Source organism: Phenylobacterium sp. (assembly GCF_016793285.1).
Taxonomy (GTDB): Bacteria; Pseudomonadota; Alphaproteobacteria; order Caulobacterales; family Caulobacteraceae; genus Phenylobacterium.
Genome location: NZ_JAEUMO010000122.1, coordinates 1 through 12923 on the forward strand (window position 1 = coordinate 1; position 12923 = coordinate 12923).

Sequence of the window (12923 nt, forward strand, 5' to 3'; positions counted from 1 at the left end):
CAGGCCCGACGTCGCCTGCCTGCAGGAGCTGAAGTCCGACAGCTTTCCGGCGAAGGCGCTGGAGCAGGCCGGTTATGGCGCCGTCTGGCACGGGCAGAAGAGCTGGAACGGCGTGGCGATCCTCGCCCGCGGCGCGGCGCCGATCGAAACCCGCCGCGACCTGCCCGGCGAGGGCCCGGGCGCGCAGGCCCGCTACATCGAGGCGGCGGTGAAGGGCGTGCTGGTGGGCTGCCTCTACGCGCCGAACGGCAACCCGGTGGGCAGCGCCAGGTACGCCGCCAAGCTGGCCTGGTACGACCGGTTCCAGGCCCACGCCGAGGCGCTGCTGGCGACCGGCCAGCCCGTGGCCCTGGTCGGGGACTACAATATCATGCCGACCGACCTGGACGTCTACGCCCCGGCGCGCTGGCGCGACGACGCCCTGTTCCAGCCCGAGCTGAAGGCCCGCTACGCTGCTCTGCGCGACGCCGGCTGGGTCGACGGGATCCGCGACGTCTTCGGCGAGGACGAGCGCGTCTACACCTTCTGGAAGTACTGGCGGAACGCCTTCCAGCGCGACGCGGGCCTGCGCATCGACCACTTCCTGCTGAGCCCCGTCCTGGCGGCGCGGCTGGAGTCCGCGGGCGTCGACCGCCACCACCGCGCCAGGGACGGCGCCAGCGACCACGCGCCGGTCTGGGTGGAACTGGAGGACTAGAACGCCGTATCGCCGGCCCGCATCGCGCCGCCCTCGCGCCGTGCGGGAGCACCCGGCTAGAACGCGGCCTTGACGGTCAGGCCGAAGGTGCGCGGATCGCCCGGCTGGCCGGCGACCAGGCCGGTGTTGCTTGGCCCGACGGCCAGTTGCTCGAAGTAGTTCTCGTCGAAGGCGTTGCGCACCCAGCCGAAGACGTTGATCCCGTCGTCCGTCCGGAAGCCGGCCCGGAAGTTCGAGAGCGCGTAGCCGTCCACCCAGGTGTAGATCGACGGCGAGGCGTTGGACGAGAAGTTCGAGCGGTAGCTGCCGTCGTAGCCGACATAGACCTCGCCCGCCTTGCCCAGGAGCGTGGCGGGCGCGTTGGCCTCGGCGCCGAACGAGAAGCTCCACCTGGATACGCCCGGCAGGCGCTGGCCGGAGATGTCGCAGTTGGTGGGACTGAGGCCGCCCGGCGTGCCGGGCGCGCTGGGCGTCTGGCCTGCGGCGACGGTCGTGCCGCCCGAGAGCTCCGGCGGGCAGGGCGCATCGACGAACCTGACATATTTGGCGTCGGTGTATGCCCCGTTGAGGTAGGCGCTGACGCGCTCGTCCGGATGGACCGAGAAGTCGAACTCGAACCCCTGGGTGCGCACCTTGTCGGCGTTGGCGAGATAGCCGCGCAGGACCCCGAGCTGACCGTTGGTGACGGTGGCCTGGTAGTCCCTGATGCCGGTCCGGAACGCCGCGATGTTCAGCGTGGCGCGGCGGTCCCAGAACTGGGTCTTCAGGCCGGCCTCGAAGTGGTCCACGTCCTCGGGCTTGATCGAGCCGGCCGCCAGGATCGGGTTGCCGGCCGCATCGGTCGGCAGGCCGTTCTGGTTGATGCCGCCGGTCTTGAAGCTCTTGGCGTAGGTCGCGTAGCCCAGGACGTCGGGCCGGATCCGGTAGCTGGCCGTGAAGTCGTAGGTGAAGTTCCAGTCGCTGAAGCCGGGCGTGCTGAGTTGCGGCGTGAACACCGCGAGCTGGGCGATCCGCCGTGCGCCGGTCTGGCCGAGCAGGACCGGGACGCCCTGGCCGTCGAAGACCAGCCGCTGATAGAAGCCTTCCTTCTTGTCGTAGTTCAGCCGCACGCCGGGCTGCACGGTGAAGCGGTCGGTGACCTTCCAGCTCGCCTGGCCGAACAGCGCGAAGCTGGTGTTCTTCAGGTACTGGGTGTTGCGGGCCACCAGGCCGTCGAGCACCGTGGGGTCGTTCGACAGCGCGTTGCTGGGGGCGATGTTGAAGCGGCTGGACGCCACGCCGTGCTGTTCCAGCCCCTGGGTGTCGATCCGCTGCCTGAACGCGAAGGCGCCCAGCACGACGTCGTAGCGGTCGGCCGAGAGGTTGTAGCGGAACTCCTGGCTGTACTGGTCCTGCTGCGAGGGGTTCTGCGACCGGGTCACGATCGGCAGGCCCAGGAAATCGCGGTCGTTCGCCGGCTTCCAGTCCCAGTAGCGCCAGGCGCTGATGGAGGTGAGCGTACCGGGGCCGACGTTCCAGACGGCGCGCAGGGAGACGCCGCCGATCTCGTTGCGTGCATTGAGTTCGGCGTCGACGTCGGTCAGGCGATCGAAGGGGTCCGTGCTGACCACCGTGTAGCCCAGCGCCGCGGTCAGGGCCGCGTACTGGCGGTTCAGCGGGCGCTGCGTGGCCCCCGTGCGCACGAAGATCTGCGCGCAGCACTCGGGATTCTGCTTGGTGTAGTCGCCGGCCAGCGTGACGGACAGGTCGTCGCTGGGCTTCCAGAGCAGCAGGCCGCGGAGGCCGAGGTTGTCCTGCCCGTTCACCCAGCGGCGGCTGGCGACGTTGTAGATCGTGCCGCGGCGCGTGGTGGACGACAGGGCGAAGCGCGCCGCCAGGGTGTCTGAGAGCGGCCCCGACACCACGGCCTTAGCCTGCTTGAAGTCCAGGTTGCCGAGCGAGACCTCCGCCTTGGCCTGGAAGTCGAAAGTCGGCTGGTTGGTGGTGATGTTGATCGCGCCGGCGGTGGTGTTCTTGCCGTAGAGCGTGCCTTGCGGGCCGCGCAGCACTTCGACGCGGGCCACGTCCAGGAAGTCGAGCGTCGCGGTGGCGACGCGGGCGTTGTAGACATCGTCGATATAGAAGCCGACCCCCTGCTCGAAGCCGTCGCTGGTCAGGCCGAACGGCACGCCCAGGCCGCGGATGTTCACCGCCGTGTTGCGCGGGTTGGACGAGTAGAACTGCAGGGTCGGCGTCAACTGCTGCAGGCGGCCGACGTTGAACGCGCCGGTCGAATCGATCCGATCGCCGCCGACCACCGAGATCGCCAGCGGCACCGACTGCACCGTCTCCTCCCGCCGGCGCGCGGTGACGGTCAGTTCGGCGACGGAGGCGCCTGCCGGATCGACGTCCGCGCCGGCTGTCGCGGCTTCGCTTGCGGGCGCGGCGTGATCGGAGGCCGCGGGCGCGGACGCCTGCGCCAGGGCGGGGGTCGCGGCGCTGGCCAGGAGCCCGGCGAGCAGGATCGCGCGGCGCGCGCTGCGGCTGGAATTCACGTTCACGTCTGTCCCTCGATCGGTCGATCCGAAGTCATAAAACCCATAATATCCATCGAGACAATAGGAATAAGAATTGAGGCCGTCATCAGGATTGCTGAACCGAGAACCCTGGGGGCACGCGGCGCGGGCTGACTCGCGGGCCTCGCCAAGGCCGCCCGGGTCGGCTAGCCGTCGGGCAGACGCCGCGAAGGGATGACGCCGTGAGAGCCTACCGTTTCGACACCCTGGACGGCCCCGACGCGCTGCGGCTGCGCGACGAGCCCGACCCGGTTCCGCAGCGGGGCGAAGTGCTCGTGCGGGTGTGCGCCGCCTCGCTCAACTTCCGCGACCTGGCGATGGTGCGCGGACGCTACCCGCGGCCCTGCTTCCCGGGCCTGATCCCCTTGAGCGACGCGGCGGGCGAGGTGGTCGCGGTGGGCGAAGGAGTGCGCGCGTTCCAGGCCGGCGACCGGGTGATGGGCGCGTTCCACCCCCGCTGGTTCGGCGGCGAGATGCCGTCCACGATCCAGGCCGACAGCTACGGCGCCGAGGCCGACGGCTGGCTGGCCGAGCTGAAGGCGGTGAGCCAGGAGGCCGTGGTCCGGATCCCGGACGGCCTCAGCTATGCGGAGGCCGCGACGCTGCCGTGCGCCGGCGTGACGGCCTGGACCGCGCTGGCCGGCCCTGCGCCGATCCGCGCCGGCCATTCGGTGCTGGTGCAGGGCACGGGCGGGGTCTCGATCTTCGCGCTGCAGATCGCCCGCGCGGTGGGCGCGAGCGTGGTGGCCACGACGTCCAGCGACGGCAAGATCGACCGGTTGCGGGCGCTGGGGGCCGACCACATCGTGAACTACGTGGCCGAGCCGCAGTGGGGTCGCGCGGTGCGCAAGCTGGCCGGCGGCCGCGGGGTCGACCGCGTGGTCGAGGTGGGCGGGCCCGGCACCATCGGCCAGTCGCTGCGGGCGGTGGCCCTGGGCGGCGAGATCGCCTCGATCGGCTTCCTGTCGACCGACAATCCGGGCATCGACTTCTTCCAGCTCAAGACCAGCGGCGCGAACTTCCGCAACATCGCGGTCGGCGACCGCAATGCGCTGATCGAGTTCGCGCGGCTGGTGGGCATGACCGGGCTCAAGCCGGTCATCGACCGCGTCTTTCCTTTCGAGGAGGCCCGCGAGGCCTTCGCCCACCTCGAAGGCGGCGGCCACTTCGGCAAGGTGGTGATCCGGGTGGCGGACTGATCCAGGGCCTCTCCGCCGGTCAGTCCTCGACAGCCTCGATCCCCTGCCGCTTCAGCTCGGCGAGGTGGTCGCGCATGGTGCGGAGCTGCTCGGCCGTGTGGCCGGTCCAGGCCGCGACCTCGCCGACGATCCGCAGGGGGTCGCGGGTGCGGTAGGATCGGGTCGGGTTCCCCGGGAAGCGCCTGTCGGTGAGGTTGGGATCGTCCTCGTAGGGGCCGGTCGGCTCGACGATGTAGATGCGGCCACGGCCATCGCCCTGGGCCAGTTCGGCGCCCCAGGTGGCGGCCTCGAGCGTGGCCGCGAAGTAGACGAAGCGCGCCGCGCGGCGGCTGCCGTAGTTCGAGGCGTAGCCCGCGACGATCCGGTCGCCGACGGCGAGCTCGGCCTTCGTGCCGTGGTAGAGCGGCTCGGGGTTGGCGGTCATGCGGGTGGCCCTCCGGTGCTGTCGAGGGCGACACAACCTGCGCATATTTCGAGGCGCGACAATTCTTGATCTGAACTTCTTCGACCCCAGATGAGGTGGGCGGCCACGCCCTCGTCTAGGTCGGCGGCGGTTCGAAACCGCTCACATTCTCGTCGATGGCCTGGGCGATGGCGAGCGTGCGCGAGTCGCCGCCGAGCGGGCCGATGACCTGCGCGCCGACCGGCAGGCCCCCCGGCGTGCGGCCGGCCGGGACCGCGGTGGCCGGCAGGTGCAGCGCGGTCGCCAGGCCGATCCAGGTGAGCATCGCATTGTAGGGGATCGTCTGGCCGTTGCTGAGCGCGAGCGAGCGCTTCTGGAACGGACGCTTGTCGTGCGGGAAGGCCGGGACCGGCGCGATCGGCGCCAGGATGACGTGGTGGCGATCGAACGCGTCGCCGATCTGGTATCGCAGGCGGGCGCGCACCGCGTCGGCGGCCAGCCACTCGCGGTGGCGGGCCGTGTAGGCGCGGGCAAGGTGCAGCGGCGAGAACGGATCGTCGCTCGCGCCGCCGAACAGGCCGGCGAGGCCGCGGGCCCGCTCCATCTGGCGGATCAGCTTCGGCGGCAGGTCCTCGCCGAGTACGGCGCCGAGCAGGGTCTGGTAGGCGGCGAGCAGCGCGGTCATGTCCACCGGGCTCTGGATCGACTCCACCTCGGCGCCGGCGTCGCGGAGCTGCTGGGCGAAGGTCTCGAGGACGGCCCGGACCTCGGGATCCAGCGGACAGCGGGCTTCGTCGAGCCACAGGCCGATGCGCATCTCGGCGAAGTCCGCGGGCGGCGCCTTCGGGGCCAGCGGACCGGCCTCGAGGACCGAGAGCAGCATCCGCAGGTCGCGCGCCGAGCGGGCCATGGGGCCGACGACGTTCAGGTCTCGCTCGGCGTAGCTGCCGGGATGCGGCGGGACGTGGCCGCGCTGGCTGACCATCCCCCAGGTCGGCTTGTGGCTGAACACGCCGCAGAAGCTGGCGGGGACCCGGAGCGAACCGCCGATGTCGGAGCCGATCTCCAGCGCAGTGACGCGGGCCGCGAGCGCCGCGGCCGCGCCGCCGGACGAGCCGCCGGGCGTGCGGGCCGGGTCCCAGGGATTGTTGGACGGGCCGTAGAGCGGGTTGGCGCTCTGCCAGTCGGCGGCCATCACCGGCACGTTGGTCTTGCCCCAGATGACCGCGCCGGCGTCGCGGACGCGGCGGACGCCGACCGCGTCCTCGGTCATGCGGCGGCGGAGCTCCGCCAGGCCCGACGAGGCCGCCATGCCCGACACGTCGAAGGTGTCCTTGATCGTCATCGGCAGGCCGGCCAGGGGTCCCAGCGCCTCGCCCTTCATCCGGGCGTCGTCGATGGCGCGGGCGCGTTCGAGGGCGCGCTCGGGCTCGGCGGCGACGACGGCGTTCAGGGTCGCGTGCGTTGCCGCATGGCGGGCCAGCGTGGCCTTCAGCAGTTCGACGGCGGAGACGCGCTTGGTGACGAGCGCCTGCAACTGGTCGGTGGCGTCGCGGCCGAGGAACTCGCCGGGCATGGCCTCAGCTCTCCTTCATCCCGAGCACGTCCTGCATGTCGTAGAGGCCGGGCGGCTTGCCGGCGACCCACTTGGCGGCGGCCACGGCGCCCCGGGCGAAGAGGCCCCGGTCGCGGCCCGAGTGGCTCAGCGTCAGGATCTCCTCCTCGGCGGCGAAGGTGACGCTGTGCTCGCCGACGATGCCGCCGCCGCGCAGGACCGAGAAGCCGATCTCGCCGACGGGCCGCTCGCCGGTGATGCCGTCGCGCGCGCGGCGCTGGACGTCGGCCAGCTTCACGCCGCGGCCCTGGGCGGCCGCTTCGCCCAGCATCAACGCGGTGCCGGACGGCGCGTCGACCTTGTGCCGGTGGTGGGCCTCGAAGACCTCGATGTCGAAGATGTCGGCCGGCAGCGCGCGGGCGGCCTGCCGCACCAGGCCCATCAGCAGGTTCACGCCCAGCGAGTAGTTGCCGGCGAAGACGATGGGGATCCTCGTCGAGGACTGTGCGATGGCGGCGCGCTGTTCCTCGGTGGCGCCGGTCGCGCCGATGACCAGCGCCGGGCCGCCGAGGCTGGCGGCGCGGGCGGCCAGGGCCACCGAGGCCGCGGGCAGCGTGAAGTCCACGACGACGTCGGCGGCGCCCAGGGCGTCCTCGAGCGTGGCGAGGCCCGCGGCGGGCGCGCCGGGCCGGTCGAAGCGGGCGGCGACGATCAGCGCCGGGTCGGCGGCGGCGACCTTGTCCACGGCCTGGCCCATGCGGCCGAGCGCGCCGGCGATGGCGATCCTGATGGGGTCGGTCACGGGTGGCGCTCCGGGTTGCTGGCGGCAATTGCTGGCCAGCCGCGCGCCCGGTCAATATCCGAAACGTCCGGCCGCCCGGGCCGATCGCGTGAAGGGGCGGCCCGGACCGTGGGTCCCAGGCGCTGTCGGCCAGGCCGAAATCGCCTGCGAGGTGAATCCTGTGGCGGAGCGCCCGCATTGGCGGAATGTGGGTCGGCTTGCTGGGCGCGGCGGCGAACTCTTGAGTCTCTCTGGGGAGTGAGAAGATGCGTTTCAAAGCAATCCTGCTGGGCGGCTTCGCCGCCGCAGCCCTGGCCGGGACGGCGCAAGCCGACGTGGCCCTGTACGCCAACGACTTCGACAGCGCCGCCACGCTCGGCGCGGGTATCACCGGCGGTCCGATCAGCAACCTGACGCTGGGCACGGCCGACACCGGCAGTTGGAACGCTTCCGGCTGGTCCGGCAACTACGGCCGCAACGAGTCTGTGGGCCCCATCGTCAGCAGCACGCTGAACCTGTCGGGCCTCGCCGCCCATACGACCGTGACGATGAGCTTCGTCCTGGGCTTCCTGGACAGTTGGGATTCCACCAACGGCAGCCCGGCGCCCGACTACTTCGAAATCTACATCGACGGCGCGGCGACTCCGCTGTCGCAGATGACCGCCAACAACGCCGGCGGCAGCGTCGAGGACTTCGACGGCAACCCGATCATCGCGCACTACCAGCAGGTCGACGGCCGCCAGTTCTATTCGGACACGCTGATCGGCTACCTGGTGACGTTCAACCACACCGGGTCGACCCTGTCGGTGGGCCTGCGGGCGAACGGCTCCGGCTGGCAGGGCGGCACCGACGAGTCCTGGGGCATCGACAACGTGAACCTCAGCTACAACGCCGCCAACGGCGGCGGCGGGGTTCCGGAACCGGCGACCTGGGCGCTGATGATCGGCGGCTTCGGCCTGGCCGGCACGGCGCTGCGTCGCCGGCGGGCCGTCACGGCCTGAGGGGCGCCTGAGGGGCAAGGTGAAGGGCGGCCCGCGAGGGCCGCCCTTCGTCGTTCCGGACCCCTGGGCCCGAGGCCTACTTCTTCTTCAGCATGTCCTTGATCTCGGCCTGGGTGGCGTTGACCGCGGCGGTCCTGCCCTTCACGGCCAGGTTGGCGGCATCCACCGCGAAGGTGTCCGCGCCCATCTTGATGGTGGCGGTCTGCTTGCCGTCGGCGCCGGTCTTCACTTCGGTGACCTGACCGATCGTGAGGCCGGTGTTGTCGACGACCGACATGCCGGTGGTGACGCTGGCGTTCACGCCCGCGGCCGCGGCGCTGGCCGCGCCCGGGTCGGCGCCGGTCGGCGGCAGCGGGGGCGTCGCAGCGCTCGAGGGCGGCGTCGGGGTCGCCGGATCGGCCGGCAGGGCCGTCGTGCTGGCGGGCGGGTTCACGGGTTGCGAGGCGGTGTCGGCCGCGGCGCCGGTGTCCGCCTCGGCTTCGGCCGCGGTCCCGACCCTGGCCTTGTCCTTCGACTTGCCGGCCTTGGTCTGGGTGTGGGCCGCGGCGCCTGTGGCGGAGCCGGTGTCGACCCCGGTGGTCCGTGCGGTCGCGTTCACGGCGCCGGTCGCGGAGCCCGTCACCGACCCGGTGCTGGGCAACTGGGCCAGCGCAGGCGCGGCGGCGAGCGCGGCGACGGCCGCAGCGGCGAGGGCGAGGCGCTTGTTCATGAGTGTTCCCTTCGTGCGTCCCCCACGCCCGGCGGACCCTCAACCGGCGGGCAGAGGCGAAGGTTCCCTCGTTGTCGCCGCCGCGCGGCGTCTATAGGTTGGGCCGCTTCCGACATTCGAGCCCGAGGGGACTGGGCGGGGACCTGATGGAACAAGTCGACAAACGCACCTTCACCGACGAGGAGGCGCTGAGCTTCCACAAGTATCCCACGCCCGGGAAGATCGGCGTCACGGCGACCAAGCCGATGGCGACCCAGCGCGACCTCAGCCTGGCCTATTCGCCGGGCGTCGCGGTGCCGGTCCTGGCGATCGCGAAGGACCCCGAGCTCGCTTACGACTACACGTCCAAGGGCAACATGGTGGCCGTCATCTCGAACGGCACCGCCATCCTGGGCCTGGGCAACCTGGGCGCGCTGGCCTCCAAGCCGGTGATGGAAGGCAAGGGGGTGCTCTTCAAGCGCTTCGCCGACGTCGACGCCATCGACATCGAGATGACCTGCACCGACCCCGACGAGATCATCACGGTGGTGAAGAACATCGGGGTGACGTTCGGGGGCATCAACCTCGAGGACATCCGCAGCCCCGACTGCTTCCGCATCGAGACCGAGCTGCAGGAGCTGCTCGACATCCCGGTGTTCCACGACGACCAGCACGGCACGGCGATCATCTGCTCCGCCGGCCTGATCAACGCCTGCGAGATCACGGGGCGCCGGATCGAGGACGTGAAGGTCGTCCTGAACGGCCCGGGCGCGGCCGGCATCGCCACGCTGGGCCTGATCAAGGCCATGGGCGTGCGCCACGAGAACGTCATCGCCGTCGACCGCAAGGGCGTGCTCTACCGCGGTCGTCCCGAAGACATGAACCAGTGGAAGTCGGCCCACGCCGTCGAGACCGACAAGCGCACCCTGGCCGAGGCGCTGGAAGGCGCCGACGTGTTCATCGGCGTGTCGGCCAAGGGCGCGCTGACGCCGGAGCTGGTGAAGACCATGGCCCCGCGGCCGATCATCTTCGCCATGGCCAACCCGGACCCCGAGATCACGCCGGAGGAGGTCTACGCCGTCCGCGACGACGCCATCGTGGCGACCGGGCGCTCGGACTATCCGAACCAGGTCAACAACGTGCTGGCCTTCCCCTACCTGTTCCGCGGCGCGCTGGACGTGCGCGCGCGGCAGATCAACATGGAGATGAAGATCGCCACGGCCCGCGCGCTGGCGATGCTGGCCCGCGAGGACGTGCCGGACGAGGTGGTCGCGGCCTACCACGGCGTGCAGTTGAAGTTCGGGCCGAAGTACATCATCCCGACGCCGTTCGACCCGCGGCTGCTCTCCTACATCCCGCCGTTCGTGGCCCAGGCGGCGATGGACACCGGCGTGGCGCGCCGCCCGATCGGCGACATGGACGCCTATCGCGACTCCCTGGCCCAGCGCCTGGATCCCACCGCGGCCTTCTCGCAGAAGCTGCAGGGGGCGGTGCTGTCGGCGCCCGAGAAGAAGATCGTGTTCGCCGAGGGCGAGGAGCAGTCGGTCATCCGCGCCGCCTACGCCTTCCAGACCCAGGGGCTGGGCAAGGCCGTGCTGGTGGGCCGCGAGGAACTGGTCCACGAGAACATGCGCGCCGCCGGCATCGACCCGGCCGACGCGGGCCTGGAAATCCTCAACGCGCGCCTCTCCACCTGGAACGAGGCGGCGGTCGACTACCTCTACAAGCGGCTCCAGCGCGAGGGCTTCCTGCGCCGCGACGTGCAGCGCCTGATCAACCAGGACCGCAACGCCTTCGCCTCGTCGATGGTGGCGCTCGGCCACGCCGACGGCATGGTCACCGGCGTCACGCGCAACTTCGACCAGGTGCTGGAAGAGGTGCTGAACGTCATCGACCCGTCGCCCGACGGTCGGATCATCGGCATGAGCGTGGTGATGGCCAAGGGGCACACGCTCTTCATCGCCGACACCAACGTCACCGAGATGCCCGAGGCCGAGGAACTGGTGGAAATCGCCATCGAGGCGGCCCGCGCGGTGAAGACCCTGGGCTACGAGCCGCGGCTCGCGTTCATGAGCTATTCCACCTTCGGCAACCCGATGGGCGACCGCTCGGAGCGCATCCGCCAGGCCGTGCGCATGCTGGACCAGATGGAGGGTCTCGACTTCGAGTACGAGGGCGAGATGCCGCCCGAGCTCGCGCTCGATCCCGACACGCGCGGGGCGTATCCGTTCATGCGCCTGAGCGGCCCGGCCAACGTGCTGATCATGCCCGCCATCCACTCCGCGGCGATTTCGACGCAGCTCATCAAGTCGCTGGGCGGCGCCGAGGTGATCGGCCCGATCCTGCTCGGCCTCGAGAAGCCGGTGCAGATCTGCCCGCTGGGGGCGTCGGTCTCGCGCATCCTGCAGATGGCCACCGTCTGCGCCTACGACCGCCCGCTGGTGGAGGTCGGCGAATGACGCGGGGCGTCACCGCCATCGCCTGAGGTCGCGCGCCATTCCGGGAGCGGGCGACCCTTCGTCCCTTCCCGGCAGGAGCGCGATCCATGAACGGCCGAAGTATCCCCTACAGTCTCGGAATCGATTTCGGGACCACCAACACCGTCCTGGCGCTGGCCGACCGCGACGGGCCGGCGCACCTCGTGCAGTTCCCGACGCCGGAGGGCGAGCTGTTCGCGTTCCGCTCGTGCCTGAGCTTCCACGCGCCCGCCGAGAAGCCGTCCGACCGGCAGATCGCGGCCGGGCCGGCGGCGATCGAGGCCTACGTCGAGGATCCGGCGGAGACGCGGTTCATCCAGAGCTTCAAGAGCTTCGCGGCGCAGGAGAGCTTCACCGAGACCCAGATCCTGGGGCGCCGCTACAGGTTCGAGGACCTGCTCTCGACGTTCCTGCTCAAGGTGCGGGACTACGCGGGCGCGAGCCTGAATGCGCTGCCGGAGCGCGTCATCATCGGGCGGCCGGTGCGCTTCGTGGGGGGCTCGCCGAACGAGGCGCTGGCGCTCGGCCGCTACGAGACGGCCTTCCACCGGATGGGCGTGAAGGAGGTGCTCTACGCCTACGAGCCCGTGGGCGCGGCGTTCTTCTTCGCGAGGGAACTCGACCATGACGCCACCGTGCTGGTCGGCGACTTCGGCGGCGGCACGAGCGACTTCTCGATCATCCGCTTCGAGCGTCACGACGGCGAGGTGCGGGCGATCCCGCTGGGCCGCGCGGGCGTGGGCGTGGCGGGCGACGCCTTCGACTACCGGATCATCGACAACCTGGTCTCGCCCGAACTCGGCAAGGGCGGCGACTATGTGTCTTTTGGCAAGACCCTGCCGATTCCCTACAAGTACTACGCAGCCTTCGCGCGCTGGGACCAGCTCGCGATGCTGCGGGCCAGCCGCGACATGCGCGAGATCCGCGCCCTGGAGCGCGAGGCCGTCGAGCCGGCGAAGATCGCGGCCCTGATCGAGGTGCTGGACGAGAACTACGGCTACCAGCTCTACAGGTCCGTCTCGCGGCTCAAGGAGTCGCTGTCGGCCCGCGACGGCGAGGTCTTCCGGTTCGAGGCCGGGTCGATCTCGATCGTGAAGCCGGTGGCGCGCGCGGACTTCGAGGGCTGGATCGCGCCCGAGCTGGCGCAGATCGAAGGCGCGGTCGACGCGGCGCTGGCCGACGCGGGCCTGACCGCGGGGGCCATCGACCGGGTGTTCCTGACCGGCGGCTCGTCGCTCGTGCCGGCGGTCCGCGCGATCTTCCACCGCCGCTTCGCCTCGGAGCGGATCGAGACGGGCGCCGAACTGGAGTCCATCGCCTCGGGCCTGGCGCTGATGGCCCGCGAGCGCGACCTCTCCCGCTGGACCATGACCGCAAGCTGAACTTTAATATAAATCGGACAACCTTGGCTTTAGCCTCATTTTGGCCGCGATCTATGTCGGGTTTCAGACAGTAACGTCTTCTCCGTGGCGGTCGAACTGGAAATAGAATCACCACAAGTACTGAGATATTCTCAGGAAGTTGACCGATATCGCCCTTCGTAGCGGGAACCGGAGCCGGAAGGCTG

General features: G+C 70.6%; 10 protein-coding genes. 5 read left to right on the forward strand and 5 right to left on the reverse strand.

Annotation, left to right across the window (positions count from 1 at the left end; all coding sequences use genetic code 11):
• Positions 1-697: exodeoxyribonuclease III (locus JNL41_RS12090; protein ID WP_293475253.1), on the forward strand; the 697-nt coding region annotated here is incomplete at its 5' end.
• 56 nt (positions 698-753) lie between these two features.
• On the opposite strand, the gene JNL41_RS12095 is transcribed toward JNL41_RS12090, so the two are convergent.
• The gene (locus JNL41_RS12095) at positions 754-3237 is read right to left on the reverse strand and encodes a TonB-dependent receptor (RefSeq protein WP_293475254.1); all 2484 of its coding nucleotides are present in this window, start codon (positions 3235-3237) and stop codon (positions 754-756) included.
• Positions 3238-3434: 197 nt separating this feature from the next.
• Here JNL41_RS12095 and JNL41_RS12100 point away from each other — a divergent pair, with 197 nt between their 5' ends.
• A complete protein-coding gene (locus JNL41_RS12100) occupies positions 3435-4451 on the forward strand; it encodes an NAD(P)-dependent alcohol dehydrogenase (protein WP_293475255.1) in 1017 nt (338 codons plus the stop codon).
• Positions 4452-4470: 19 nt separating this feature from the next.
• On the opposite strand, the gene arr is transcribed toward JNL41_RS12100, so the two are convergent.
• The 3 genes from arr to dapB form a co-directional block, all read right to left on the reverse strand.
• A complete protein-coding gene (gene arr / locus JNL41_RS12105; protein ID WP_293475256.1) occupies positions 4471-4875 on the reverse strand; it encodes an NAD(+)--rifampin ADP-ribosyltransferase in 405 nt (134 codons plus the stop codon).
• 115 nt (positions 4876-4990) lie between these two features.
• The gene (locus JNL41_RS12110) at positions 4991-6430 is read right to left on the reverse strand and encodes an amidase family protein (protein WP_293475257.1); all 1440 of its coding nucleotides are present in this window, start codon (positions 6428-6430) and stop codon (positions 4991-4993) included.
• 4 nt (positions 6431-6434) lie between these two features.
• Positions 6435-7211: a 4-hydroxy-tetrahydrodipicolinate reductase gene (gene dapB / locus JNL41_RS12115; protein WP_293475258.1), complete on the reverse strand. Its 777-nt coding sequence runs from the start codon at positions 7209-7211 to the stop codon at positions 6435-6437.
• A gap of 245 nt (positions 7212-7456) precedes the next feature.
• Between dapB and JNL41_RS12120 the strand changes: the two genes are divergently transcribed.
• Complete coding sequence (locus JNL41_RS12120; RefSeq protein ID WP_293475259.1) at positions 7457-8191, forward strand: PEPxxWA-CTERM sorting domain-containing protein; 735 nt, start codon at positions 7457-7459, stop codon at positions 8189-8191.
• 76 nt (positions 8192-8267) lie between these two features.
• Here the strand turns inward: JNL41_RS12120 and JNL41_RS12125 are convergent, their stop codons facing one another.
• Positions 8268-8900: a hypothetical protein gene (locus JNL41_RS12125; RefSeq protein ID WP_293475260.1), complete on the reverse strand. Its 633-nt coding sequence runs from the start codon at positions 8898-8900 to the stop codon at positions 8268-8270.
• 146 nt (positions 8901-9046) lie between these two features.
• Here JNL41_RS12125 and JNL41_RS12130 point away from each other — a divergent pair, with 146 nt between their 5' ends.
• Entirely contained in the window at positions 9047-11338 is a 2292-nt protein-coding gene (locus JNL41_RS12130) for an NADP-dependent malic enzyme (protein ID WP_293475261.1), read from the forward strand.
• 86 nt (positions 11339-11424) lie between these two features.
• Complete coding sequence (locus JNL41_RS12135; RefSeq protein WP_293475262.1) at positions 11425-12738, forward strand: Hsp70 family protein; 1314 nt, start codon at positions 11425-11427, stop codon at positions 12736-12738.
• The last annotated feature ends 185 nt before the right edge of the window (positions 12739-12923 follow it).